Below are 24,812 nucleotides of genomic sequence, written 5' to 3'. Positions count from 1 at the left end.
ATTGCACAGCATTCTAATGGCGGCGACAATATCTGTTAACTGAATTATCAAGATAAGGGTTATCGGTTATATAGATATGCGATTTACTCTCAGACAACTCCAGGTGTTCGTTGCCGTCGCCCAACAAGAGAGCGTGTCTCGCGCTGCTGGCTTGTTGGCCCTTTCACAATCTGCTGCCAGTACTTCGATTACCGAACTGGAGCGCCAAACCAGCTGCCAACTGTTCGACCGTGCGGGCAAGCGTTTGAGCCTCAATGCACTGGGTCGCCAACTGCTGCCACAGGCCGTCGCCCTGCTCGATCAGGCCAAGGAAATCGAAGACCTGCTCAACGGCAAGTCCGGCTTTGGCTCATTGACCGTGGGCGCGACTCTGACCATCGGCAATTATCTGGCGACCCTTCTGATCGGCAGTTTTATGCAGGCGCACCCTGAAAGCCAGGTCAAGCTGGTGGTGCAAAATACAGCGCATATCGTGCAACAAGTCGCCCACTACGAAATTGATCTAGGTCTAATCGAAGGCGATTGCGCTCACCCGGACATCGAAGTGCAGAGCTGGGTCGAGGATGAACTGGTAGTGTTTTGCGCCCCGCAGCATCCGTTGGCCGCTCGGGGCCACGCGACACTGGAGGAGTTGACCCGCGAAGCGTGGATCTTGCGCGAGCAAGGCTCGGGCACCCGCCTGACGTTCGACCAGGCCATGCGCCATCACCAAACGGCACTCAATATTCGTCTGGAGCTGGAACACACCGAAGCGATCAAACGCGCCGTGGAGTCGGGCCTTGGTATTGGCTGCATCTCACGCCTGGCGTTGCGCGACGCCTTTCGACGCGGCAGCTTGGTAGCCGTGGAAACCCCCGAGCTGGATCTGGCCCGGCAGTTTTACTTTATCTGGCATAAAAAGAAGTATCAGACATCCGCCATGCGCGAATTTCTGGAACTGTGCCGCGCCTTCACCGCAGGGGTTCAGCGCAGCGACGAGATCGTATTGCCGACGATCGCTTAAAGCAGAATGACCGCCCACACCACGGCAATCATGGTCAGCACCACAAACTGGGCGGCGCTGCCCATGTCCTTGGCGTTTTTCGACAATGGGTGCAGGTCGAGGGAGATGCGGTCAACCACCGCCTCAATCGCCGAGTTCAACAATTCGACAATCAATGCCAACAGGCATACTGCAATCAGTAATGCGCGCTCTACTCGGCTGACATTCAGAAAAAAGCTCAGCGGGATCAAGATCACGTTTAGCAGCACCAACTGCCGAAAAGCTGCCTCGCCAGTAAAGGCTGCACGCAAACCGTCCAGCGAGTAACCGCCAGCATTCAAAATCCGTTTAAATCCGGTTTTACCCTTGAAAGGCGACATAGATAGGCAACTGCATAAAAAAAGAGAGGGGAACGCTAGTTCACGCTTCGTCAAAAAAGCGTGAAGACTGGCATGTTAATGGCTCGAAATTGATTCAAGTTGCTGCAAGAGTAACGCGGCCTGGGTTCGTGTGCGAACCCCCAGTTTGCGGAAGATGGCCGTAACGTGAGCCTTGATGGTCGCCTCGGAAACACTCAGTTCGTACGCGATCTGCTTGTTCAACAGACCTTCGCAGACCATGGTCAACACTCGGAACTGCTGAGGCGTGAGGCTGGCCAGGCCTTCGCTTGCCGCCTTGGCCTCAGCCGAAACCTGAACCTCTTCAAAGGCCTGAGGCGGCCAGCTAACATCCCCATCGAGCACCGCACGAACGGCCTTTTGAATCTCGTCCAGCGAGCTGGATTTAGGGATAAACCCACTGGCGCCGAACTCGCGCGAACGCACCATGATCGACGCTTCTTCCTGGGCCGACACCATCACCACCGGAATTTGCGGGTACTGACCACGCAGCAACACCAGCCCGGAAAAACCGTAAGCACCCGGCATGTTCAAGTCGAGCAGTACCAGATCCCAATCAGCCTTGATCGCCAGCTGTTTTTCAAGCTCGGCGATACTGGCGACCTCAACCAGGCGAACATCAGAACCCAGCCCAAGGCTGACAGCCTGGTGCAGCGCACTGCGAAACAGCGGATGGTCGTCGGCAATCAGGATTTCGTATGTGGCCATTTTTTAAATGATCCTGTTTTTCAGGCGAGCCCTGATGAATTCCAGCACTCGCTAAGGCAACTCGAGCAATAGCTCAAAGACTGTGGGTCAAAGGGCGCGATTTACGCTAAACGTCGGCAAATATAAGTGTTTTAACAGCAGCAGCTGCCGAATCGGCGCCAAGCATGCCCAGCGAAACGGGGAGGGTCAAGTTGAAAACCTGACACCTGGGTCCACGCAGAAGCCATCACAACGCCATCGTCCAAAAACGAACAATGACGCTCGCTTACATCTGTCCGAAAATTGTAGCGCTACTTCTTTAGTCTATTGAGCCCGATTCCGGGGAAGGTCTTTTACAAAAACACCCAGTTCCTGATGTGCCACGCTGGCTTCATTCATCGGCAACTGATTTTTCGCGTCCAAATAATGCTGACTGAACACGTCGAAATAGGCATCCAGCGCACTTGAGGCCTCGGTATCGCCCGCAAGTTCGAGGCATAAACTCGCCACTTCCGCGGTACACAGGTGCTCACTGCGTGTGGAACGGCGCAAGCGGTAGCGCGAAAGTCTCTCCGGCAGCAGGCTCAAAATCGGCAAGGCATCGAAGTACGGACTTTTACGGAAGATCTTGCGCGCTTCAGTCCAGGTTGCGTCGAGCAGAATAAACAGCGGCCGCTTGCTGCTGTCGATCTCCACGGTGTGGGTTACCCGTTTAGGCTCAACGTACTCGCCGGGAAATACCAGGTATGGCTGCCACTGCGGGTCGGACAACAACGCCAGCAGAGCATCGTCGGTTTCAGTTCTCGACCAGATAAAGGCAAAGTTGTCGCTTATTACGTCAGCAATCAACCAGCCTGTATTGCTGGGCTTGAATACTTCCTTTTTAGTCATGACCAAGCATACACCCGAGCGCGCACTGACCTTGGGTCGCCAGTTGCACAGGCAGTGGCTTTCAATCACACGGCAGGTATGACAACGCCGAGCTCGTGAGCCGCGCGCCAAATAGGGCTTGGTGCTCTCCTCTTCACGCTCGTCTCGCAAACGGGCTACAGCATTCGGGGAAAAGGTCGTCAGGGTCATGGATTTTTACTTAAAGGCGCCAACCGTCTATTCGCCAAGGTTGGCGCACGCACGGATTCACAAGAGAAAGGCGCCAAGTTTAACAGAGGTGCGAATCCATGACCTTTGGCATTTCCTGCCAGGTCATGCTGACCTATACTCCCGCGCCACTGAACGCACAGATATGTGGTCGGTCTAAACCTGCGTCACTGAACGCATAGATACGTGGCCGGTCCAACCTGCGTCACTGAAATCAGGAGAGTTTCATGCTGCGCCATATCATTCCGACCGTCGCTCTTATGCTTGCACTGCCTCTGGCCGCACAAGCCGCTTCTCTCAAGGATTTTGAGCTGAACAAAAACCTGCTCAAGGTTGCCGAGAAAAGCAACGAAGGCAAACCGCGGGCAATCAATGCGGACCTTTTGGATAAAGGCTTTACGGTAGACGGCACTGTTCTGATCAACAACCTGGAAGCCAGCCCGACATTGGCCGCCCAGATGCGCTCCAACCCCGAAGAAACTGTGCCGCAACTTGGTCGCAGCGTGTGCAGCAACGCAGGTTTCCGCACCCTGATGGCTCAAGGGGCGACGTTGCGCTACAGCTTCAAGGAATACAAGACCAACAATCCGGTCCTGATCCAGGATTTCCGAGCCGAGAACTGCCAGCGCAAAAAGTAACATCCCTTGCCACGCCGTACCCCGTACGGCGTATAAGCCCCACCATCGGGCTCAGCCCGCACGCCTCCCTACCCTGCTCCCTTTCGTTAAACTTCATGTGTGTCAGGCAATTAGCTATTGCCAGCCAAGACATCGCAGGACCATCATCGAACCATCATGGTTGACACTCTGTGTCTCAGCGCCCGTCTGTAGTGCGGCGCTTTCAAGGATGTTGTGCAGAAGGAGAAGTACATGCCTGATCAATCCAATGACACCCTGACGCTGCACTTTCAGGAACAGGGCCTGGATCTTGCTCATGAAGTCGACGAGCAGTTGCAACGAGTCGCACCCAATAGCCCGAACCGGGCGCTTTACCGCGAGATGTTACTGACCGTATTGCGCATGGCCCACGACGACTTTGATCGCTGGAATGCCAAAATCACCCTGCAAGCCATCCGTGAACTCGAGAAAACCTTTCGGACACTGGAGCAGTTCAAGGGGCGACGCAAAGTTACGGTATTCGGCTCGGCAAGAACCCCGGTCGAACACCCACTGTATGCACTGGCCCGCGAAATGGGTGCCGTCCTGGCAAAATCAGACATGATGGTTATCACCGGCGGCGGCGCTGGCATCATGGCCGCAGCCCACGAGGGTGCAGGCCTGGATCACAGCCTGGGGTTCAACATCACCCTGCCGTTTGAACAACGGGCCAACCCGACCATCAACGGCACTGCCAATGTGCTGGCATTCCATTTCTTCTTTACCCGCAAACTGTTTTTTACCAAAGAAGCAGATGCCCTGGTGATGTGCCCGGGAGGCTTTGGCACGCTGGATGAAGTGCTGGAAGTGCTGACCCTAATGCAAACAGGCAAAACGCCGTTGGTACCGGTGGTTTTACTGGACGTGCCTGGCGGGTCATTTTGGCAGGGTGCGCTGGACTTCATACATAACCAGCTGGAAGCCAACCAGTACATTCTTCCCAACGATTTGAAGCTGATGCGCCTGGTGTACAGCGCCGAAGAGGCCCTTGCTGAAATCAATCAGTTCTACAACAACTTCCACTCAAGCCGCTGGCTGAACAAAACCTTCGTGATCCGCATGAAACGGCCTGTCAGTGTTTTAGCCCTTAAGGAGATACAGCAGAATTTTGCCGATATCTGCCTCAGCAATGGTTTCCAGCAACAGGGATACTGCGGTTTTGAGCATGATGACCCCAAGCTTAACCACCTTACCTGCCTGAGTTTTGCATTCAGCGGCCGCAACCAGGGACGGTTACGTGAGTTGGTCAACTTTATCAACCAGCCACAGAACTGGGCTGCAATAGATAACGTGACTACGCCAGAACAGCGTATATCGGTTGAATGAGAACCAATGTAGTCGCTGCCGCAGGCTGCGATAAGGCCCGCTGGGCCTTTAAAGGCAGGGGCCGCTACGCAGTCCATCGCAGCCTCGTACCTCGACAGCGGCTACAGAAGGTTGCGTAAGAGCCGCCAGTTTGCGCTTTCAGTCATCAAACTCTCGGCCGCTCAACAAGCGGCCGATCATTTCAAGCGGATACCCCCGATAACTCAAGAAGCGCCCTTGGCGAGCACGTTCCTTTGCATCTGCAGGTAACTGACCGGAAAACTTGCGACGCCAGGTGTCTTCCAACTGCTCTTGCCAGTTGAAACCACATTCGCGCAATGCTTCTTCTATATCCCCACGCGCCAAGCCACGCTGGCCAAGCTCTTCGCGAATACGCAAAGGGCCATAACCGGAACCGGCACGGTAGTTGATATAGCTTTCGAGATAGCGCGACTCCGACAACAATCCCTCTTCCGTTAGACGGTCAAGGGCTGCGTCGATCATGTCGGGGCAAGCCCCACGCTGACGCAATTTGCGCGTCAGCTCGACTCGACCGTGCTCGCGTCGCGCGAGCAGGTCCATTGCAGTCCGTCGCACCGCGACGGGGGTATCCAGGACGGCGATCATGATGTCTATCAGTTATCGCTGTCGGTAGCGTTTTCCATTTCTTCGGCTTCAGCCAGTGCAGCAGCTTCCTTGGCAGCCTTGCTCAGTTTTGGCATAACTTTGATTTCTGCCATCTCAGCGTCGGTCTTTGGCCCCAGCAACTTCTCACGCAGCTGCTTTTCCAGCGCGTCCTTGATGTCCGGATTGTCGTCCAGGAACTTGGCGGAGTTGGCCTTGCCCTGACCGATTTTGCTGCCGTTGTAGCTATACCAGGCGCCGGCTTTTTCGACGAAGCCATGCAACACGCCCAAGTCGATCATCTCACCATTCAGGTAGATACCCTTGCCGTACAAGATCTGGAACTCAGCCTGACGGAACGGCGGTGCCACCTTGTTCTTGACCACTTTAACGCGGGTTTCGCTACCCACTACCACGTCGCCTTCTTTCACCGCGCCTGTGCGGCGGATATCCAGACGTACCGAGGCGTAGAACTTCAGTGCGTTACCACCGGTTGTAGTTTCCGGGCTACCAAACATCACGCCGATCTTCATACGGATCTGGTTGATAAAGATAACCAGGCAGTTGGCGTTCTTGATGTTACCGGTGATTTTACGCAGCGCTTGCGACATCAAACGGGCTTGCAAGCCAACGTGGGTGTCACCCATGTCGCCTTCGATTTCAGCTTTTGGGGTCAGTGCAGCTACGGAGTCGATGATGATCACGTCAACCGCGTTGGAACGCACCAGCATGTCGGTGATTTCCAGTGCCTGCTCGCCGGTGTCCGGCTGGGAAACCAGCAGGTCGTCGACGTTTACACCCAGTTTGGCTGCATATTCAGGGTCCAGGGCGTGCTCGGCATCGACGAAGGCGCAGGTTGCACCGACCTTTTGCGCTTGTGCAATCACGGACAGGGTAAGTGTGGTTTTACCCGAAGACTCTGGACCGTAGATTTCAACAATACGGCCTTTTGGCAGACCGCCAATGCCCAGTGCGATATCCAGACCCAGCGAACCGGTAGAGATCGCCGGAACAGCCTGACGCTCCTGGTCGCCCATCAGCATCACGGCACCCTTGCCGAATTGACGTTCGATCTGACCCAGGGCCGCAGCCAAGGCTTTCTTCTTGTTGTCGTCCATTAAAGTCCTCTCGTAATCAATAAGGCCCGACGGCCGATAACTGTATAAGTAGCCAGTATTATTCCACAGGGTTAGAGGATCGCCTACCCCTGATTTTTTATTTCTCGTACCGTTCGGCGTATTAAGCCTTCCAGGGCAGCAATCACCGTTTGCTGGCGGACCTCATCGCGGTTGCCCGGAAAGTGTCTGCGCTCGGTCGATACTTCGTCACCAGCCCCCCACGCCAGCCAGACGGTGCCAACCGGCTTCTCTGGTGAACCGCCGCCCGGCCCGGCCACGCCACTCACCGCAACGGCAAATCGCGCCCCACTCTGCGCTTGAGCACCGTGCACCATGGCTTCAACCACCTCGCGGCTGACGGCCCCCACTTGAGTGAACAAAGACTCAGGAACATCCAGCTGCCTGATTTTTTGCTGGTTGGAGTAGGTCACAAAGCCCGCCTCAAACCAGGCGGAGCTGCCGGCAATGCGGGTGATGGCCTCTGCAATGCCGCCTCCGGTGCAAGACTCGGCGGTCGTCACCTGGGCATTAAGAGCCTGTAACAGCAGCCCAAGTTCAGCCGCAAGTTGAGATATTTGATCCACGATCCTCTCCTGATGGGCGGTTCTGCGCCATAACCTACACCAAAAAAGCGCCTGCTACGGCTCGATCCGCGAGTCGCCAGGCGAACCGTCGACTCCAAGCCGCTTCGCAGCCCAACGCTGATACAGGCTGATGGCCGCATCTGCACCGGCCAACGCGGTCAGGCAACCCAATGCACCGGCCGACAGGATGGACATCCCGGCTGAGTAAAGCAGCATGAAGGTCGATACGCCGCACACCATGCAGGCTCCCGAACGCAGTGCAAGGCGCCGCATCAGTGGCCATCCGCTAGCGCCATCTTTGTCCGCCCGCCACATCTCACCAAAAATGCCGCCCACCAGGGCAAGAAGGATGACCAGTAAAACCGGCATTTCCAGCAAAGCCTGCGGTTCATTCATCATGTCATCACTCCTATGTCCTTATTGATAAGCGCCAATTTCCGGCCCGACTGTAACGTCACACCCCTGCCCGAGATCCATCGTTGGTCGTCATGCAACAAAGACTATGCATGTATGGATATACAGTCAATGCACCAGTGCATATATTTATTCAGGCGATTGCAGCAAGTCGGCCAAGGCCAACAAATACAGTGAGAATTGTCTTCTTAATGGCTAAAAAAACTGCCATGGGAACGAGCCTGCTCGCGAAGACTTGTTCGCTCCCACAGTATTTTCAGAAACTAACGGCTAGCGGGCGTACATGCCCCACCAGAACACATGACCAAGGATGACCAACTGTTCATCCTCAAGATCGTTGTAGGCGTAGTCCTCATCCGGGAACTCATCACGATTGAAGCTGCGCAAGCGAATGCCGCCTGCCAGGCGATACAACTGCTTCACCCGCAACTGGCCATTGTGATTGACCGCATACAGGTCACCATCGATGACCTCGTCAAGCGTGCGCTTGCCGGCATTGACCCCAACCGTTGCACCATCGCGCAACACCGGCAGCATGCTGTCACCACGAACCGTCACGCACTTGGCCTGATCGAACTCCACGCCGTTGTGGCGCAAGCTGCGCTTGCCGAAACGCAGCTTGGCGCGCTCGCTCTCTTCAATGGCAAAGCGCCCGGAACCGGCCGCCAGTTCAACCTGACGCAAGAATGGAATGGATACTTCATCATCCGCCACCGGGGTGTCGTCATCCCACAGGCAAATGTCACGCAGCTCAGGGTGACGCAGCTCGGGTTCAGACACTGCAGGCGTGTGGATATCGCCCCGGCCACGCAAGCGATCCGTACTGATGTTGAAATACTCGGCGATCCTGGAGATTTGTCTGTCGGAAGGGTCGACAATTTTACCGCTCAAAATGCGCGAGAGTGTGGACTGCGGCACCCCTGTGCTCCGGTGCAGCGCCATGGCGCTGATCTGGTGGTGGGCAAGCAGTTCCTTGAGGACGGTTGAAACAGTTCGTTTGGACATGAGAGCAATAGTGCTGAGCGTGTTTATCGAAGGCAAATCCTATTTCTTCTATTTATAGCTGCGTGTCAGCGCACCCCGAGCACACCTGTAGGTGCAGGGGGCTGACATGTTAACCTTGCGTCCATTGCGAAAACCTCAGGCTACGGCCTGTCTTTCCCCACTTCTGAACGAATCCGCCTAAGTCCTGATGAGTAAAAATACCTCCGACCTGTCCAGCCACACGCCGATGATGCAGCAGTACTGGCGCTTGAAGAACCAGCACCCTGATCAGCTGATGTTTTATCGCATGGGCGATTTCTACGAAATCTTCTACGAAGACGCGAAGAAAGCCGCCAAGTTGCTGGATATCACACTCACGGCCCGTGGGCAGTCTGCAGGCCAGGCGATCCCGATGTGCGGGATTCCTTACCATGCCGCCGAGGGCTATCTGGCCAAGCTGGTAAAGCTCGGTGAGTCGGTGGTGATTTGCGAACAGGTCGGAGACCCGGCCACCAGCAAAGGCCCGGTGGATCGTCAGGTAGTACGCATTATCACTCCGGGCACGGTCAGTGACGAGGCGCTGATGGATGAGCGCCGCGACAACCTGATTGCTGCCGTGCTCGGCGATGAGCGCCTGTTTGGCCTCGCCGTGCTGGACATTACCAGCGGTAACTTCTCGGTACTGGAGATCAAGGGCTGGGAAAACCTGCTGGCTGAACTGGAGCGCATTAACCCGGTTGAATTGATGATCCCGGACGACTGGCCACAAGGTCTGCCCGCCGAAAAACGCCGTGGCGTACGTCGCCGCGCACCGTGGGATTTTGAGCGCGACTCGGCCCTGAAAAGCCTGTGCCAACAGTTCTCAACCCAAGACCTTAAAGGTTTTGGCTGCGAAAACCTGACCCTGGCCATTGGCGCCGCCGGTTGCCTGCTCAGTTACGCCAAGGAAACCCAGCGTACCGCCTTGCCCCATTTGCGCAGCCTGCGCCATGAGCGTCTGGATGACACCGTGGTCCTGGACGGCGCCAGCCGTCGCAACCTGGAGCTGGACACCAACCTGGCCGGTGGGCGCGACAACACGCTGCAGTCCGTGGTCGATCGTTGCCAGACTTCGATGGGCAGCCGCCTGCTGACCCGCTGGCTGAACCGCCCGTTGCGCGACTTGAGCGTACTGCTGGCACGCCAGTCGTCGATCACCTGCCTGCTGGACGGCTATCGCTTTGAAAAGCTGCAGCCACAGCTCAAGGAAATCGGCGATCTGGAGCGCATTCTGGCCCGTATCGGCCTGCGCAATGCCCGCCCCCGCGACCTGGCACGGCTGCGCGATGCCTTGAACGCATTACCGCAACTGCAAGACGCGATGATCGGCCTCGAAGCGCCGCACCTGCAGCAGTTGGCTACAACCACCAGCACTTATCCCGAGCTGGGAGCCCTGCTGGAAAAAGCGATCAACGATAATCCGCCTGCCGTGATCCGCGACGGTGGCGTGTTAAAGACCGGGTATGACGCCGAACTGGACGAGTTGCAGTCGCTGAGCGAAAACGCCGGTCAGTTCCTGATTGACCTGGAAGCCCGCGAAAAAGCCCGTACCGGCCTGGCCAACCTGAAGGTCGGTTACAACCGGGTACACGGCTACTTTATCGAGCTGCCAAGCAAGCAGGCCGAGCAGGCACCGGCCGATTACATCCGCCGCCAAACGCTCAAAGGCGCCGAGCGCTTTATCACCCCGGAGCTCAAAGCCTTCGAAGACAAGGCCCTGTCGGCCAAAAGCCGCGCCCTGGCCCGCGAGAAGATGCTCTACGAAGCATTGCTCGAAGAAATGATCAGCCATCTGGCGCCGCTGCAAGACACTGCCGCCGCACTGGCCGAGCTGGATGTACTGAGCAACCTGGCAGAGCGCGCACTGAACCTGGACCTGAACTGCCCGCGCTTTGTCGACGAGCCGTGCATGCGTATCAGCCAAGGCCGCCACCCGGTGGTCGAGCAAGTACTGACCACGCCATTTGTGGCCAACGATCTGGCGCTGGATGACGATACCCGCATGCTGGTGATTACCGGTCCTAACATGGGCGGTAAATCGACCTACATGCGCCAGACCGCATTGATCGTGCTACTGGCCCATATCGGCAGTTTTGTTCCGGCAGCGAGCTGTGAGCTGTCGCTGGTTGACCGCATCTTCACCCGGATCGGCTCCAGCGATGACCTGGCGGGCGGCCGTTCGACCTTTATGGTCGAGATGAGTGAAACCGCGAACATTTTGCACAACGCCACCGAACGCAGCCTGGTCCTGATGGATGAAGTGGGCCGCGGCACCAGCACGTTCGACGGTTTGTCGCTGGCCTGGGCTGCGGCAGAACGTCTCGCCCAATTACGCGCCTATACTTTGTTTGCCACCCACTACTTCGAACTGACGGTACTGCCCGAAAACGAACCGCTGGTGGCCAACGTGCACTTGAGTGCGACCGAGCACAACGAACGCATCGTGTTCCTGCACCATGTATTACCGGGCCCGGCCAGTCAGAGTTATGGCTTGGCCGTGGCGCAATTGGCGGGCGTGCCGACCGAAGTCATCACCCGTGCCCGCGAGCACTTGAGCCGCCTGGAGACCACCAGCCTGCCCCATGAAGTGCCGCGTCCGACCACCGGTAAAAAGTCGGTACCACAGCAAAGTGACATGTTTGCCAGCCTGCCTCACCCGGTGCTGGATGATATTTCCAAGCTGGATCTGGACAACATGACGCCACGTAAAGCGCTTGATTTGCTCTACACATTAAAGACACGCCTTTAAAAGCTGCTAGAATCGCGCGCGGTTCGGGATGCTAGTGACCTTTTAGCCTGGTCATTAGATATCACTCCCGAACCCGGTGAACCCGACCTGGAAGGGTTTCGCTGCCGCCGCCTGAGGAGAGAATTAGAAATGACCTTCGTCGTCACCGACAACTGCATCAAGTGCAAGTACACCGACTGCGTAGAAGTCTGTCCGGTGGACTGCTTTTACGAAGGCCCGAACTTCCTGGTGATTCACCCGGATGAGTGCATTGACTGCGCGCTTTGTGAGCCTGAATGCCCTGCACAGGCGATCTTCTCTGAAGATGAAGTGCCTGCGGACATGCAAGAGTTTATTCAGTTGAATGTTGAGCTGGCTGAAATCTGGCCAAACATCACTGAGAAGAAAGACGCTCTGCCGGACGCGGAAGAGTTTGATGGTGTGAAAGGCAAGATCAAAGATCTGGAACGCTGATTCACGCTGCAGCAAAAAGCCCCTTTTGGGGCTTTTTGTGTTTCTGAGCCTGACAAAAAACCTGTAGCCGCTGTCGTGCTACGCGAGGCTGCGATCGGGGGCGCAGCGCCCGCAAATCCTGAGCCCCAAATATATCCGCCAAATCGAGGCTTCTGGTTTGCGACTGCTACGCACCCTATCGCAGCCTTCGTACCTCGGTAGCGGCTACAGGCGTGTATTCAGCCGTTAATTGAGCAGCCGGTTGCTTCTTGCAGTTGCTCGAGGCTAACCCCCGCGGCCAGCTCAACCAGTTGGAGCCCTTGCTCCGTCACATCGAGCACCGCCAGGTCGGTAATAATCCGGTCAACCACGCCCACGCCGGTCAGCGGCAGGTCACACTGTTTGAGCAGTTTATGGGTGCCACCCTTGGCCGTGTGCTCCATCAGCACTACCACGCGCTTGACCCCGGCCACCAGGTCCATCGCCCCGCCCATGCCCTTGACCATCTTGCCCGGAATCATCCAGTTGGCCAGATCGCCCTTCTCGGAGACTTGCATCGCGCCAAGAATCGACAGGTTGATATGCCCACCGCGAATCATCGCAAACGAGTCGGCGCTGTTGAAAAAACTGCTGCCCGGCAGGGTCGTAATAGTTTGTTTACCCGCGTTGATCAGATCGGCATCGACCTCATCTTCGGTCGGAAACGGGCCAATCCCGAGCAGGCCATTTTCACTTTGCAGCCACACATCCATGCCCTTGGGAATGTAGTTGGCCACCAGGGTCGGCAAACCGATGCCCAAATTGACGTAAAAACCGTCCTGCAGTTCTTGGGAGGCGCGCTGCGCCATTTCTTCACGAGTCCAGGCCATGGTCAGGCGCTCCGTACAGTGCGATGTTCGATACGTTTTTCCGGGCAGGCATTGAGCACCAGCCGCTGCACGTAAATCCCGGGCAAATGAACCTGATCGGGCTCGATCTCGCCAATCTCGACAATTTCTTCCACTTCCACCACGCACACCTTGGCCGCCATTGCGGCCAATGGATTGAAATTGCGTGCGGTTTTGTTGAACAGCAGGTTGCCGGACTTGTCGGCTTTCCAGGCCTTGACCAAGGCCACATCGGCCCGCAGTGAACGCTCCATGACGTACCACTCGCCATCAAACTCACGAGTTTCCTTGCCTTCAGCCACCAAAGTGCCGTAACCGGTCTTGGTGAAAAATGCCGGTATACCCGCCCCGCCCGCCCGCAGTTTTTCCGCGAGGGTGCCTTGAGGGGTGAACTCCAGTTCAAGTTCGCCAGCCAGGTACTGACGTTCGAACTCTTTGTTCTCGCCCACGTAGGAAGAAATCATTTTGCGGATCTGACGCGTCGTCAGCAGTTGCCCCAGGCCGAAACCATCAACCCCGGCGTTGTTACTGATGACCGTCAGCTCGCGCTTGCCAGTGTCACGCAGGGCAGCAATCAGCGCTTCCGGAATCCCGCACAATCCAAAGCCGCCGACAGCCAGGGTCATGCCGTCTTCGACCAGCCCCTGCAAAGCGGATTCAGCACTCGAGTAAATCTTGTTCACTTGTTATTCCTCGAATTGCCCACGACACACAACACCATCGTGGTCTGTTTGCTTTAGTCGAGAGAGGGCCAACACTTTGGCCGTCGCCCGCTCCCCGATTTTGGCTGCTCTGGCCTGCGGCCAAAGCGTTGCTCAAGTGTAGGGGAAGCCGACGTGAGAAGGGTTAAATGGGAGAAATAACCAAGAAAGATGCCGAAGTCATGTAGTACTTAAAACCCGTTGCCTATAGCTTGTTTATCGATGACTGTGGGGCATTTCACTGAGTCATCACAATTTAGCTACAAAATACTTAGCTCGCTAACTTTAAACCTGCAGGCTAGACGTATATAAATGCCGTTAGCCAGCAAATGCTCCAGAGGGCAAATCTTCACTCGCCTTATTGCCCGAGCCTACTAGACTCCCTCTCGGATATTGGCGCTAATTCGTAATGTTGGGCTTAAACGCAGCATATCCAGACCCGTATCGACCCAGGACTCAGCGTTCTTGAAAAGCTCGAAGCTGTCAGGAACCAGCAGCCATTGCCCGAGAATTCCGTCGATATAGGCATGCAAGCAAATAGCAGCACGGCGAACATCCAGCGTTACAGGGAGTTGTTGACGGTGAATGGCATTGGTAAGGGCCAGTTCGATTCTGCTGTTGCAATCAACCATCGCAACCTGGCGCTGAGCCCGAAAATCACACATTTCGTCTGTGAATTCGCACTTATGAAACAAAATTTCATTGATACGCCGGGTTTTTGGATCAATGGCAACTTGGCGAAACAAATGAATCAGCAATTGGCGCATGCAGCCGAGCGGATCAATTTCGTTCTGGTTTTCACTGGCCTTGGCCATTTCATCCAGCGGTTCATGCAGGCTATCGAGCATGGCCTGCACCAGATCGGCCTTGTTGCTGAAGTGCCAGTAAATTGCACCGCGGGTGACACCCGCCAACGCGGCAATATCAGCCAACGTCGTGCGTGCGACACCCCGCTCGTAAAAGGCCTGCTCGGCCGCCTCGAGGATTTTGCTCCGGGTTTCAAGCGCTTCTTCTTTGGTACGACGCACCATGGCAATAAAAACCTCAATCAGGAGGGTCCGGGCAGTTGCGATCACTCGCCAGGACCAACATCGGGTGGCGCTTGTTATGCCTTATCCCGGTCTACTTCATACTTTAAAAATGGCTCTGCAGGACGTAGCGAGACACGTTCCCGCTATTTACAAACAGACACGAATGTAAGTATATTCCTTAGCAAGCTACTTATCCACCCGGAACAGCTTTCTTTACCCTTCCACTATTCTTGTGCGCTTTCGCGTGCCTGACCCGAGGATTTTCATGCAATTCAAGCCAGCTGTTACCGCTCTGGTTGCTGCCATCGCCCTAGCTTCGCTGCTCAGCGGATGCAAAAAGGAAGAGGCAGCACCTGCCCCGCAAATCCCTCAGGTCGGCGTCGTGACGCTAAAAACCCAGCCCTTTACCTTGACCACCGACCTGCCGGGTCGTACTGCGTCCTATCGTTCGGCTGAAGTTCGTCCTCAGGTAAACGGCATCATCCTCAAGCGCCTCTTTAAAGAAGGCAGCGACGTAAAAATCGGCCAGCAGCTGTATCAAATCGATCCAGCGATCTATGAAAGCGCAGTGCTCAGCGCTCGTGCCACTCTGCAATCGGCAAAATCCCTTGCTGATCGCTACAAGCAATTGGTTGCAGAGCAAGCCGTAAGCCGTCAGGAATACGACAACGCCGAAGCCGCACGCCTCGAAGCCGAAGCTGCCCTGAACACTGCCCAGGTCAACCTGCGCTACACCAAGGTGCTGGCGCCGCTGACCGGTCGTATCGGTCGCTCGCTGTTCACCGAAGGTGCACTGGTCACCAGTGGTCAGGCGAACGCATTGGCCGTGATCACCCAACTGGACCCGATCTACGTTGATGTGACCCAATCCTCGGTGGAAATGCTCGAACTGCGCCGCGATCTGGCCAGTGGCCGCTTGAAGAAGGCCGGTGATAACTCCGCCAAGGTCAAGTTGACCCTGCCGGACGGCAGTGAATACCCGCAAGAAGGTCGTCTTGAGTTCTCCGAAGTCTCAGTGGATGAAGCCACCGGCTCCGTCACCCTGCGCGCCGTGTTCCCGAACCCTGACGAAGTACTGCTCCCAGGCATGTTTGTCCACGCACAACTGGAAGCAGGTATCGACAGCAATGCGATCCTGGCACCTCAGATTGGCGTGACCCACAACCTCAAGGGCCAACCCACTGCCTTGATCGTTGGGCCGGACAACAAGGTTGAAATGCGTGTGCTGCAAGCTTCGCGCACAGTCGGCAGCGACTGGCTGGTCGAGAAAGGCCTGAACCCTGGCGACCGCCTGATTACTGACGGCCTGCAGTTCATCAAGCCTGGCATTGAAGTCAAGATCATGGACAAGCCACAAGGCGAAACCCCGGCACCTGCCCCGGCAACTGAAAAAGCTGCAGGCAGTAAAGGGGAGTAAACCATGTCGAAATTTTTTATCGACCGTCCGATTTTCGCCTGGGTAATTGCCCTTGTGATCATGCTGGTCGGGGCTCTATCGATCCTCAAATTGCCGATCAACCAGTACCCGAGCATCGCGCCACCGGCAATCTCGATCTCCGTGACCTACCCGGGCGCTTCGGCGCAAACCGTGCAGGACACCGTGGTCCAGGTAATCGAGCAACAGCTCAACGGTATTGACCACCTGCGTTATGTGTCATCTGAAAGCAACTCTGACGGCAGCATGGCCATCACCGCTACGTTCGAGCAAGGTACTGACCCCGACACCGCTCAGGTGCAGGTACAGAACAAGCTAAACCTGGCGACCCCACTGCTGCCTCAAGAAGTTCAGCAGCAAGGTATCCGTGTTACCAAGGCAGTGAAAAACTTCCTGATGGTAATCGGTGTGGTGTCTGAAGACGGCAGCATGAACAAGGACGACTTGTCGAACTACATCGTCTCCAACATGCAGGACCCGATCTCCCGTACCGAAGGTGTGGGCGACTTCCAGGTGTTCGGTGCCCAGTACGCTATGCGTATCTGGCTCGATCCGGCCAAGCTGAACAAATACAACCTGACCCCGGTGGACGTGAAAGCGGCCATCAGCGCACAGAACGTACAGGTGTCCTCCGGACAACTGGGTGGTCTGCCTGCGGTCAAAGGTCAGGAGCTGAACGCTACCATTATCGGTAAAACCCGCCTGCAAACCGCCGAGCAGTTCAAAAAGATCCTGCTCAAGGTCAACAGCGACGGTTCTCAGGTTCGCCTGAGCGATGTGTCCGAGGTTGCTCTGGGTGGTGAGAACTACAGCATCAGCGCCCAGTTCAACGGCAAGCCGTCTTCGGGTCTGGCGATCAAGCTGGCTCCGGGCTCCAACGCCCTGGACACCGCAAAAGCACTGCACAAGACTATCGGTGACCTGGAACCTTTCTTCCCGCAAGGCATGAAAGTCGTTTACCCGTACGACACCACTCCTGTGGTCTCGGCCTCGATCAAGGGCGTAGTTGAAACCCTGGTTGAAGCCGTTGTACTGGTGTTCCTGGTGATGTTCCTGTTCCTGCAGAACTTCCGCGCCACCATCATCACCACGATGACTGTGCCGGTAGTATTGCTCGGCACATTCGGCATCCTGGCCGCGGCCGGTTTCAGCATTAACACCCTGACCATGTTCGGTATGGTATTGGCCATCGGCTTGCTGGTGGACGATGCGATTGTGGTGGTTGAAAACGTCGAGCGGGTGATGTCCGAAGAAGGCCTGCCGCCCAAGGAGGCGACCAAGAAATCCATGGAGCAGATCCAGGGTGCTCTGGTCGGTATCGCCTTGGTGCTGTCGGCGGTACTGCTGCCAATGGCCTTCTTCAGCGGCTCCACCGGTGTGATTTACAAACAGTTCTCGATCACCATTGTTTCGGCCATGGCGCTCTCGGTACTGGTTGCTCTGATTTTCACCCCGGCCTTGTGCGCCACCATGCTCAAGCCAATCCAGAAGGGTGATCACGGCGAGAACAAGCGCGGCTTCTTCGGCTGGTTCAACCGCACGTTCGACAGTGGCGTCAAGCGCTACGAGAAAGGTGTGGGCAGCATCCTGCGTCACAAGGCGCCGTACCTGCTGGCCTACGTACTGATCGTGGTCGGCATGGTGTTCCTGTTTACCCGTATCCCTACCTCCTTCCTTCCCGAAGAAGACCAGGGCGTACTGTTTGCACAGGTTCAGACCCCAGCAGGCACCACTGCAGAACGCACCCAGGATGTGATCGACAGGATGCGTGAGTACCTGTTGAAAGAAGAGTCGGGCGCGGTGTCTTCGGTGTTTACCGTAAACGGCTTTAACTTCGCCGGTCGCGGTCAAAGCTCCGGCCTTGCGTTCATCATGCTCAAGCCTTGGGGTGAGCGAGATGCGGACAACAGCGTGTTTGCACTGGCTGCCCGCGCTCAGGCGCACTTCTCCACCTTCCGCGATGCAATGGTGTTCGCCTTTGCCCCGCCGGCAGTAATGGAATTGGGTAACGCCACCGGTTTTGACGTTTACCTGCAAGACCGTTCCGGTATTGGTCACGAGAAGCTGATGGCGGCCCGTAACCAGTTCCTGGGCATGGCTGCGCAAAGCAAGATCCTGGCAGGCGTACGTCCAAACGGCTTGAACGATGAGCCGCAGTACCAGCTGGAAATTGACGACGAAGCAGCTCGCGCCCTGGGCGTTGACCTGAGCGACATCAACAACACGCTGTCGATCGGCCTGGGCGCCAGCTACGTCAACGACTTCATCGACCATGGCCGAGTGAAGAAGGTGTTCCTGCAAGGTACAGCCGACTCCCGGATGAACCCGGAAGATCTGAAGAAGTGGTTCGTGCGTAACAGTGAAGGAACCATGGTGCCGTTCTCGGCATTCGCCAAAGGCAAGTGGATCTACGGTCCGCCCAAGTTGTCACGCTATAACGGCGTAGAGGCCATGGAAATCCTGGGTGCTCCAGCTCCGGGTTACAGCAGTGGTCAGGCCATGGCTGAAGTAGAAGCCTTGGCCAAGAAGCTGCCAGCGGGCGTGGGTATTTCCTGGACCGGGCTGTCATTCGAAGAGCGTCTGTCTGGTTCGCAAGCACCTGCCCTGTACGCTATATCCTTGCTGATGGTATTCCTGTGCCTTGCAGCACTGTACGAAAGCTGGTCAATCCCGATTGCAGTCATGCTCGTGGTGCCGCTGGGGATTATCGGTGCACTGATGGCGACCAGCCTGCGAGGGTTGTCCAACGACGTGTACTTCCAGGTGGGCTTGCTCACGACCATCGGTCTGGCATCGAAAAACGCCATTCTGATCGTCGAGTTTGCCAAAGAGTTGCATGAACAAGGACGAACACTGAGCGAGGCCGCAATCGAGGCGTGCCGCATGCGTCTGCGTCCAATCATCATGACCTCGCTGGCGTTTGTACTGGGTGTGATCCCGCTGGCCATCTCCTCGGGCGCAGGCTCGGGCAGCCAGCACGCTATTGGTACGGGTGTTATCGGTGGCATGATCACCGCCACCGTACTGGCCGTGTTCTGGGTACCGCTGTTCTTTGTGGCCGTATCGTCCTTCGGCAGCAAAAAAGATTCCGAAAAGAAAGTGGACCTGACTAAAACTCCAAACCAAGAGGCTGGCCAATGAGCAAGTCGCTTCTCGCAGTAGCCATCGCAGCGTTTACGCTGGGCGGCTGCTCGCTGATCCCCGACTACCAGCGCCCTGAAGCGCCGGTAGCGGCGCAGTACCCGCAAGGCCCGGCCTACTCCCCTACCGAGGCGGCCAATCAGGCCGCTGCAGAACAAGGCTGGCGTCAGTTTTTCCATGACCCGGCGCTGCAGCAGCTGATTCAGACCGCTCTGGTCAACAACCGCGACCTGCGTGTCGCGGCGCTGAACATCGACGCCTATGCCGCGCAGTACCGCATCCAGCGGGCCGATCTGTTCCCGGCGGTCTCGGCCACTGGCAGCGGCAGCCGTCAACGCACCCCGGCAAGCATGTCGCAAACCGGCGAGTCGGGCATTACCAGTTCTTATTCGGCGACCCTTGGGGTCAGCGCGTACGAATTGGACCTGTTCGGCCGGGTTCGCAGCCTGAGCGATCAAGCGTTGCAGAACTACTTTGCAACCGAAGAAGCCCGACGCACGACTCAGATCAGTCTGGTGGCCAGCGTCGCCAATGCTTACCTGACCTGGCAGGCTGACAAAGAGCTGCTGAAACTGACTGAAGACACCCTCAAAGCGTTCGACGAGAGCTACAAGCTCACCTTGCGCAGCAATGAAGTGGGTGTCGCCTCGGCACTGGACGTAAGCCAGTCGCGTACCTCGGTGGAAAACGCCAAGGTACAACTGGCCAGGTACACCCGTCAGGTAGCTCAGGACCAGAACAGTTTGGCGCTGCTGCTTGGTACCACCATCCCGGACAACCTGCCTGCAGCCAAACCACTGGCAGCTGACCTGTTGAACGAAGTACCGGCTGGCTTGCCATCAGACTTGCTGCAACGTCGTCCGGACATTCTCGAAGCCGAACACAAGTTGCTGGCCGCTAACGCCAACATCGGCGCGGCGCGGGCAGCGTTCTTCCCAAGCATCAGCCTTACGGCCAATGCCGGGACCTTGAGCCCTGACCTGTCGGGGCTGTTCAAGGGCGGTTCGGGCACCTGGCTGTTCTCGCCGCAAATCAACCTGCCGATCTTTAACGCAGGTGCCCTGCGCGCCAGCCTGGACTACTCGAAAATCCAGAAGGAAATCACCGTTTCTCAGTACGAGAAAACGATCCAGACCGCCTTCCAGGAAGTCTCTGATGGCCTGGCGGCGCGTCAGACCTACAACCAGCAGTTGCAGGCACAAACCGACTTCGTTAACGCCAACCAGGATTACTACCGGTTAGCCGAGCGTCGTTATCGGATTGGCATCGACAGCAACCTGACCTTCCTCGATGCCCAGCGCTCGTTGTTCAGCGCGCAGCAATCGTTGATCACCGATCGTCTTTCGCAGCTGACCAGCGAAGTCACGCTGTACAAGGCGTTGGGTGGCGGTTGGTACGAACAGACCGGGCAGAACCGCCCGGTTTCGGATCAGCCACCAAAGGCGTGATACGTACCGCATAAACAACAAACCCGCCTTTTGGCGGGTTTGTTGTTTGTGTGATGCCCGTTTTGTAGCCGCCGAGGAGCGCAGCGAGGCTGCGATGGGGTGCGTAGCAGCCCCGGCAACTGAAGGCCCTTCGGTCCTTATCGCAGCCTCGTTCCTCGGCAGCGGCTACAAGGAAGAGCGGTTACACCCGCGACTCAGCCCCCAACTCATCCCACACCGACTCAGCCAAGTGGAAGGTCGCGTTAGCCGCCGGGATGCCGCAGTAGATGGCGCTCTGCATGATCACTTCTTTGATCTCGGCACGGGTCACGCCGTTGTTGGCCGCCGCACGCAGATGCAGTTTCAGCTCCTCATTGCGATTCATGCCGATCAACATCGCAATAGTAATCAGGCTACGGGTATGCCGCGCCAGTCCAGGGCGGGTCCAGATATCACCCCAGGCGTGGCGGGTAATCATTTCCTGAAATTCGCTATTGAACTCGGTCAAGGCATTGAGGCTGCGATCGACATGGGCGTCGCCGAGCACCGCACGGCGTACTTGCATACCTTCGTCGTAACGTTGTTTCTCGTCCACAAACAGCTCCTTAAACCGCTTTACCGGCTAACAAAAAGTCCAACACGCGCTGGCTGAAGGCATCCCCGGCCTGCACGTTGGACAGGTGCGCGGCATAAAACTCGGCGTACTGCGCACCGCGTACATGTTCCTGGATGAAATGGCTGCCCGCAGGCGGAGTTACAGCGTCTTCCGTGCCTGCGATCACCAGCAGGGGCACGTCAATTGCGCCCAGTTGATCGCGAAAATCCGCATCGCGCACTGCCGCGCAGTTGGCGGCGTAGCCTTGGGGGGAAGTGGCGGCGAGCATGTCGGTAATACGTTTGGCCTGCTCAGGGTTAGCCTGGGCGAAATCTGCGGTAAACCAGCGCGCAATCGATGCGTCACGCAGCCCGGCCATCGCCGCCGCGCCGTCACGCAACACCATTTCGATTCGCGGGTTCCACATCAAAGGCTCGCCAATTTTGGCGGAGGTGTTGCACACAATCAGCTTGTGCAAACGCGAACCGGCATTGATGCCCAACCACTGGCCAATCAGCCCGCCCATCGACAGCCCGCAAAAATGTGCCTGTTCGATATGCAATGCATCCAGCAGCGCCAGCACATCGCCGCCCAGTTGCTCAATGCTGTACGGCCCTTCGGTTACCAGCGACTGGCCGTGGCCACGAGTGTCGTAGCGCAACACCTGGAAATGCTCGGCGAACGCCGGAATCTGTGTGTCCCACATCCCCAGGTCAGTGCCCAACGAATTGGACAGCACCAGCACCGGCGCGCCTTGCGGGCCGTCCAGGCGGTAATTGAGTTCACCTTCAGCGAGTTGTACACGTCCCACGAGCTTCTCCTTTAGAGGACCAACGCAAAATGTTCAGCCCGCGCACGCTCGACCCACGTCGTCGCTTGGCCAAGGTAATAAGCCGGATCGAGCAAGCGATCCAGTTCGTCTGCACTCAGGTGCGCGGTGATTTGCAGTTCATCGCCCAGCACCGCACGTAAATGGCGCTGCTCGGCCACCGCACGTTTGCAACATTGCTCCAGCAGATGGTGCGCGGTTTCGCGCCCTACCCTCTGGGCCAGCACAATGCTCACGGCTTCGGCCAGTACTAGCCCGTGCGTCAGGTCGAGATTGCGCGCCATACGCTCGGGGTCCACTTCCAGCCCTTGGGCAATATTCAGCGCCTGCACCAGCGCCCCGGAGACCACACAGCAAATCTCGGGCAGGGTCTCCCATTCGGCGTGCCACAGGCCCAGGCTGCGTTCATGCTCCTGGGGCATGGCGCTGAACAGAATGCTCAGCAAACCCGGAACCCGCGTCGCAGCGCTGATCAATACCGCCGAACCCACAGGGTTGCGCTTGTGCGGCATGGTCGACGAACCGCCCTTGCCCGGCGCCGACGGCTCAAATACTTCAGCGGCCTCGGTCTGCATCAGCAGGCTTATGTCCCGGCCAACCTTGCCCAGCCCACCGGCGATCAAGCCCAACACCGCGCCGAACTCCACCAGTCGGTCACGCTGGGTGTGCCACGGTTGCTCAGGCAGGTTCAGGCCCAGTTCGTCGGCCAGCGCCTGCGCCACCGGCATCGCCTGTTCACCCAGTGCCGCCAGGGTGCCCGAGGCTCCGCCGAATTGCAGGCACAGCAGACGCGGTTTCAGCTCATTGAGACGCTGGCGGCTACGGGTCACGGCGCCCAGCCAACTGGCGATTTTCATCCCCAACGTGACCGGGGTCGCCTGTTGCAGCCAGGTCCGTCCGGCCAAAGGGGTAGTGGCATAACGCTGAGCCTGGGCGGCGAGCACATCGGCCAACTGCGTCAGATCACGCTCGATCAATCCGAGGGCTGCGCGTAATTGCAGCACCAGCCCGCTGTCCATTACGTCCTGACTGGTAGCCCCCAAATGTACATAACGCTCGGCCTCGGGCGCGCTGCTGGCAATCTGTTTACCCAAGGCTTTCACCAGAGGAATTGCCGAATTGCCGGCACTGGCTATCGCCTGGCCCAAGGCTGAAAAATCGTAGAATTCAGCTCGACATGCCGCTGTAATCGGCCCGAGTGCCGAGTGAGGAATCACCCCAACCCCAGCTTGCGCCCGGGCCAGAGCCGCTTCGACGTCGAGCATGGCCTGCACCCGGCCATGATCGCTGAACACCTCACCCATAGCCTTGGCCGTAAAGTACGCATCGAACAGCTGATTACTCATAAACCTTCCTTAGAAGGCGCGCGCCATAAAGGGGCGCGCGCAGGTACATCACAAATCGTGGTGCAGGTACTTGGGTTGTTTGGGCAACCGGAAGCTGAACAGGAAGGCGACTGCCATCATGGCAGTCACGTACCAGTAGAAGGTGTTTTCCATGCCCATCGACTTCAGGCCCAGTGCCACGTATTCCGCCGAACCACCAAAGATCGCGTTGGCTACCGCATACGCCAGGCCGACGCCCAACGCCCGAACCTGGGGCGGGAACATCTCGGCTTTAACCAACCCGCTGATCGAGGTGTAAAAGCTGACAATCGCCAGCGCCAGGGTAATCAGCACAAAGGCCAGAAACGGGCTGGTGATGGTTTTCAGGCTCAGCAGGATCGGCACGGTACACAGCGTACCCAGCGCGCCAAACCAGAGCATGTTGTTACGTCGACCGATCTTGTCCGCCAGCATGCCGAACAACGGCTGCATGCACATATAAAGAAACAGGGCGCCGGTCATGATGTAACTGGCGGTTTTGGCATGCATCCCGGCGGTGTTCACCAGATACTTCTGCATGTAGGTGGTAAAGGTGTAGAAAATCAGCGAGCCGCCGGCGGTGTAACCCAGCACGGTAATAAACGCCGCTTTATGGTCACGGAACAACGCCGCCACGCTACCTGCATCCTTGTCCTGGCGGGTTTCGGCGCTGGTGGTTTCTTTCAGGGTACGACGCAGCAGCAACGAGATCAGCGCCGCAATGGCACCGATCACAAACGGCACGCGCCAGCCCCAAGCCCGCAGTTCATCTTCTGACAGGAACTGCTGAAGAATCACCACTACCAATACCGCCAGCAGTTGCCCGCCGATCAGCGTCACATACTGGAACGAGGCAAAAAAACCGCGCTGCCCCTTGAGCGCAACTTCGCTCATGTAGGTTGCCGTGGTGCCGTACTCGCCCCCCACCGACAGGCCCTGAAACAGCCGCGCCATCAACAGCAAGGCCGGAGCCCAGGCGCCAATCGAGGCGTAGGTCGGCAGAAAGGCGATGACCAGCGAGCCGGCGCACATCATCAGCACCGAAATCATCATTGAATTCTTGCGCCCGTGTTTATCAGCGACTCGGCCAAACAACCAGCCACCAATGGGGCGCATCAAAAAACCAGCCGCAAACACGCCGGCAGTGTTGAGCAACTGCACCGTGGGGTCATCGGAGGGGAAGAAAGCAGGCGCGAAATAGATCGCGCAGAAGGCGTAAACGTAAAAGTCGAACCATTCGACGAGGTTGCCGGAGGACGCACCGACAATCGCAAAGATCCTTTTTTTACGCTCCTCTCCTGTGTAGTGAGTTTCTGTTGTCATGTTTATTTA

23 protein-coding genes are annotated in these 24,812 nt (G+C 57.1%); 8 read left to right on the top strand and 15 right to left on the bottom strand.

The window, feature by feature from the left end:
* Positions 1-76: 76 nt before the first annotated feature.
* Positions 77-1,003: a LysR family transcriptional regulator gene (locus tag N7D90_RS05325; RefSeq protein WP_095029105.1), complete on the top strand. Its 927-nt coding sequence runs from the start codon at positions 77-79 to the stop codon at positions 1,001-1,003.
* Here N7D90_RS05325 and N7D90_RS05320 read toward each other — a convergent pair.
* The 3 genes from N7D90_RS05320 to N7D90_RS05310 form a co-directional block, all read right to left on the bottom strand.
* On the bottom strand, positions 1,000-1,362 hold the full coding sequence (locus N7D90_RS05320) for a diacylglycerol kinase (RefSeq protein WP_261741196.1): 363 nt from the start codon (positions 1,360-1,362) through the stop codon (positions 1,000-1,002). The genes N7D90_RS05325 and N7D90_RS05320 overlap by 4 nt on opposite strands.
* Before the next feature lie 75 nt (positions 1,363-1,437).
* Positions 1,438-2,088 carry a response regulator transcription factor ErdR gene (gene erdR / locus N7D90_RS05315; RefSeq protein WP_261741195.1) on the bottom strand — a complete coding sequence of 217 codons (651 nt, stop codon included), beginning with the start codon at positions 2,086-2,088 and terminating at the stop codon, positions 1,438-1,440.
* A gap of 303 nt (positions 2,089-2,391) precedes the next feature.
* Complete coding sequence (locus tag N7D90_RS05310; RefSeq protein ID WP_261741194.1) at positions 2,392-3,147, bottom strand: tRNA-uridine aminocarboxypropyltransferase; 756 nt, start codon at positions 3,145-3,147, stop codon at positions 2,392-2,394.
* A 245-nt stretch (positions 3,148-3,392) separates the two neighbouring features.
* Here N7D90_RS05310 and N7D90_RS05305 point away from each other — a divergent pair, with 245 nt between their 5' ends.
* Both N7D90_RS05305 and N7D90_RS05300 read left to right on the top strand, forming a co-directional pair.
* On the top strand, positions 3,393-3,803 hold the full coding sequence (locus tag N7D90_RS05305) for a quorum-sensing-regulated virulence factor family protein (RefSeq protein ID WP_261741193.1): 411 nt from the start codon (positions 3,393-3,395) through the stop codon (positions 3,801-3,803).
* A gap of 231 nt (positions 3,804-4,034) precedes the next feature.
* Entirely contained in the window at positions 4,035-5,147 is a 1,113-nt protein-coding gene (locus N7D90_RS05300) for a TIGR00730 family Rossman fold protein (protein ID WP_261741192.1), read from the top strand.
* 138 nt (positions 5,148-5,285) lie between these two features.
* Here the strand turns inward: N7D90_RS05300 and recX are convergent, their stop codons facing one another.
* The 5 genes from recX to N7D90_RS05275 form a co-directional block, all read right to left on the bottom strand.
* Positions 5,286-5,753 carry a recombination regulator RecX gene (recX, locus tag N7D90_RS05295; RefSeq protein WP_261741191.1) on the bottom strand — a complete coding sequence of 156 codons (468 nt, stop codon included), beginning with the start codon at positions 5,751-5,753 and terminating at the stop codon, positions 5,286-5,288.
* 8 nt (positions 5,754-5,761) lie between these two features.
* Positions 5,762-6,868, bottom strand: coding sequence for a recombinase RecA (gene recA, locus N7D90_RS05290; RefSeq protein WP_261741190.1), 1,107 nt, complete (start codon positions 6,866-6,868; stop codon positions 5,762-5,764).
* An 83-nt stretch (positions 6,869-6,951) separates the two neighbouring features.
* The gene (locus tag N7D90_RS05285) at positions 6,952-7,452 is read right to left on the bottom strand and encodes a CinA family protein (protein WP_261741189.1); all 501 of its coding nucleotides are present in this window, start codon (positions 7,450-7,452) and stop codon (positions 6,952-6,954) included.
* A gap of 54 nt (positions 7,453-7,506) precedes the next feature.
* The gene (locus N7D90_RS05280) at positions 7,507-7,851 is read right to left on the bottom strand and encodes a phage holin family protein (RefSeq protein WP_261741188.1); all 345 of its coding nucleotides are present in this window, start codon (positions 7,849-7,851) and stop codon (positions 7,507-7,509) included.
* A gap of 285 nt (positions 7,852-8,136) precedes the next feature.
* Positions 8,137-8,871 carry a helix-turn-helix transcriptional regulator gene (locus N7D90_RS05275; RefSeq protein ID WP_261741187.1) on the bottom strand — a complete coding sequence of 245 codons (735 nt, stop codon included), beginning with the start codon at positions 8,869-8,871 and terminating at the stop codon, positions 8,137-8,139.
* 187 nt (positions 8,872-9,058) lie between these two features.
* Here N7D90_RS05275 and mutS point away from each other — a divergent pair, with 187 nt between their 5' ends.
* Both mutS and fdxA read left to right on the top strand, forming a co-directional pair.
* Complete coding sequence (mutS, locus tag N7D90_RS05270; protein WP_261741186.1) at positions 9,059-11,638, top strand: DNA mismatch repair protein MutS; 2,580 nt, start codon at positions 9,059-9,061, stop codon at positions 11,636-11,638.
* Between the two features lie 129 nt (positions 11,639-11,767).
* On the top strand, positions 11,768-12,091 hold the full coding sequence (gene fdxA / locus N7D90_RS05265) for a ferredoxin FdxA (protein WP_003443045.1): 324 nt from the start codon (positions 11,768-11,770) through the stop codon (positions 12,089-12,091).
* A 218-nt stretch (positions 12,092-12,309) separates the two neighbouring features.
* Here fdxA and N7D90_RS05260 read toward each other — a convergent pair whose 3' ends face one another.
* The 3 genes from N7D90_RS05260 to N7D90_RS05250 all read right to left on the bottom strand — a co-directional run bounded on the left by N7D90_RS05260 (position 12,310) and on the right by N7D90_RS05250 (position 14,689).
* Positions 12,310-12,939, bottom strand: coding sequence for a CoA transferase subunit B (locus N7D90_RS05260; RefSeq protein ID WP_261741185.1), 630 nt, complete (start codon positions 12,937-12,939; stop codon positions 12,310-12,312).
* A 2-nt stretch (positions 12,940-12,941) separates the two neighbouring features.
* A complete protein-coding gene (locus N7D90_RS05255; RefSeq protein ID WP_261741184.1) occupies positions 12,942-13,640 on the bottom strand; it encodes a CoA transferase subunit A in 699 nt (232 codons plus the stop codon).
* A gap of 392 nt (positions 13,641-14,032) precedes the next feature.
* Positions 14,033-14,689, bottom strand: coding sequence for a TetR family transcriptional regulator (locus N7D90_RS05250; protein ID WP_261741183.1), 657 nt, complete (start codon positions 14,687-14,689; stop codon positions 14,033-14,035).
* Positions 14,690-14,954: 265 nt separating this feature from the next.
* On the opposite strand from N7D90_RS05250, the gene N7D90_RS05245 reads away from it, so the two are divergent.
* From N7D90_RS05245 to N7D90_RS05235, 3 genes are read left to right on the top strand one after another with little or no spacing between them, the layout of a single operon-like run.
* Positions 14,955-16,106 carry an efflux RND transporter periplasmic adaptor subunit gene (locus tag N7D90_RS05245; RefSeq protein ID WP_261741182.1) on the top strand — a complete coding sequence of 384 codons (1,152 nt, stop codon included), beginning with the start codon at positions 14,955-14,957 and terminating at the stop codon, positions 16,104-16,106.
* 3 nt (positions 16,107-16,109) lie between these two features.
* Positions 16,110-19,265, top strand: coding sequence for an efflux RND transporter permease subunit (locus N7D90_RS05240; RefSeq protein ID WP_261741181.1), 3,156 nt, complete (start codon positions 16,110-16,112; stop codon positions 19,263-19,265).
* The gene (locus N7D90_RS05235) at positions 19,262-20,713 is read left to right on the top strand and encodes an AdeC/AdeK/OprM family multidrug efflux complex outer membrane factor (protein ID WP_261741180.1); all 1,452 of its coding nucleotides are present in this window, start codon (positions 19,262-19,264) and stop codon (positions 20,711-20,713) included. Before N7D90_RS05240 ends, N7D90_RS05235 begins: the two co-directional genes overlap by 4 nt.
* A 181-nt stretch (positions 20,714-20,894) precedes the next feature.
* Here the strand turns inward: N7D90_RS05235 and pcaC are convergent, their stop codons facing one another.
* From pcaC to N7D90_RS05215, 4 genes are read right to left on the bottom strand one after another with little or no spacing between them, the layout of a single operon-like run.
* Positions 20,895-21,287, bottom strand: a complete 393-nt coding sequence (gene pcaC, locus N7D90_RS05230; protein WP_261741179.1) for a 4-carboxymuconolactone decarboxylase — start codon at positions 21,285-21,287, stop codon at positions 20,895-20,897.
* Positions 21,288-21,297: 10 nt separating this feature from the next.
* Positions 21,298-22,098 carry a 3-oxoadipate enol-lactonase gene (gene pcaD / locus N7D90_RS05225; protein ID WP_261741178.1) on the bottom strand — a complete coding sequence of 267 codons (801 nt, stop codon included), beginning with the start codon at positions 22,096-22,098 and terminating at the stop codon, positions 21,298-21,300.
* Between the two features lie 11 nt (positions 22,099-22,109).
* A complete protein-coding gene (locus N7D90_RS05220; protein WP_261741177.1) occupies positions 22,110-23,462 on the bottom strand; it encodes a 3-carboxy-cis,cis-muconate cycloisomerase in 1,353 nt (450 codons plus the stop codon).
* Positions 23,463-23,510: 48 nt separating this feature from the next.
* Positions 23,511-24,803 (bottom strand): MFS family transporter, encoded by a 1,293-nt coding sequence (locus N7D90_RS05215; RefSeq protein WP_261741176.1) that lies wholly within the window; start codon positions 24,801-24,803, stop codon positions 23,511-23,513.
* Positions 24,804-24,812 lie beyond the last annotated feature (9 nt).

Source organism: Pseudomonas fragi, assembly GCF_025426255.1.
Lineage (GTDB): Bacteria > Pseudomonadota > Gammaproteobacteria > Pseudomonadales > Pseudomonadaceae > Aquipseudomonas > Aquipseudomonas kulmbachensis.
The sequence above is the reverse complement of the archived record's forward strand: the minus strand, read 5'-3'. Positions and strand labels throughout refer to the sequence as shown.

Excerpts from the sequence above, each read along its gene's own strand:
- N7D90_RS05325 (WP_095029105.1), top strand. The coding sequence starts at position 77 with ATGCGATTTACTCTCAGACAACTCCAGGTGTTCGTTGCCGTCGCCCAA.
- N7D90_RS05320 (WP_261741196.1), bottom strand. The coding sequence starts at position 1,362 with ATGTCGCCTTTCAAGGGTAAAACCGGATTTAAACGGATTTTGAATGCT.
- erdR (WP_261741195.1), bottom strand. The coding sequence starts at position 2,088 with ATGGCCACATACGAAATCCTGATTGCCGACGACCATCCGCTGTTTCGC.
- N7D90_RS05310 (WP_261741194.1), bottom strand. The coding sequence starts at position 3,147 with ATGACCCTGACGACCTTTTCCCCGAATGCTGTAGCCCGTTTGCGAGAC.
- N7D90_RS05305 (WP_261741193.1), top strand. The coding sequence starts at position 3,393 with ATGCTGCGCCATATCATTCCGACCGTCGCTCTTATGCTTGCACTGCCT.
- N7D90_RS05300 (WP_261741192.1), top strand. The coding sequence starts at position 4,035 with ATGCCTGATCAATCCAATGACACCCTGACGCTGCACTTTCAGGAACAG.
- recX (WP_261741191.1), bottom strand. The coding sequence starts at position 5,753 with ATGATCGCCGTCCTGGATACCCCCGTCGCGGTGCGACGGACTGCAATG.
- recA (WP_261741190.1), bottom strand. The coding sequence starts at position 6,868 with ATGGACGACAACAAGAAGAAAGCCTTGGCTGCGGCCCTGGGTCAGATC.
- N7D90_RS05280 (WP_261741188.1), bottom strand. The coding sequence starts at position 7,851 with ATGATGAATGAACCGCAGGCTTTGCTGGAAATGCCGGTTTTACTGGTC.
- N7D90_RS05275 (WP_261741187.1), bottom strand. The coding sequence starts at position 8,871 with ATGTCCAAACGAACTGTTTCAACCGTCCTCAAGGAACTGCTTGCCCAC.
- mutS (WP_261741186.1), top strand. The coding sequence starts at position 9,059 with ATGAGTAAAAATACCTCCGACCTGTCCAGCCACACGCCGATGATGCAG.
- fdxA (WP_003443045.1), top strand. The coding sequence starts at position 11,768 with ATGACCTTCGTCGTCACCGACAACTGCATCAAGTGCAAGTACACCGAC.
- N7D90_RS05260 (WP_261741185.1), bottom strand. The coding sequence starts at position 12,939 with ATGGCCTGGACTCGTGAAGAAATGGCGCAGCGCGCCTCCCAAGAACTG.
- N7D90_RS05250 (WP_261741183.1), bottom strand. The coding sequence starts at position 14,689 with ATGGTGCGTCGTACCAAAGAAGAAGCGCTTGAAACCCGGAGCAAAATC.
- N7D90_RS05245 (WP_261741182.1), top strand. The coding sequence starts at position 14,955 with ATGCAATTCAAGCCAGCTGTTACCGCTCTGGTTGCTGCCATCGCCCTA.
- N7D90_RS05240 (WP_261741181.1), top strand. The coding sequence starts at position 16,110 with ATGTCGAAATTTTTTATCGACCGTCCGATTTTCGCCTGGGTAATTGCC.
- N7D90_RS05235 (WP_261741180.1), top strand. The coding sequence starts at position 19,262 with ATGAGCAAGTCGCTTCTCGCAGTAGCCATCGCAGCGTTTACGCTGGGC.
- N7D90_RS05220 (WP_261741177.1), bottom strand. The coding sequence starts at position 23,462 with ATGAGTAATCAGCTGTTCGATGCGTACTTTACGGCCAAGGCTATGGGT.
- N7D90_RS05215 (WP_261741176.1), bottom strand. The coding sequence starts at position 24,803 with ATGACAACAGAAACTCACTACACAGGAGAGGAGCGTAAAAAAAGGATC.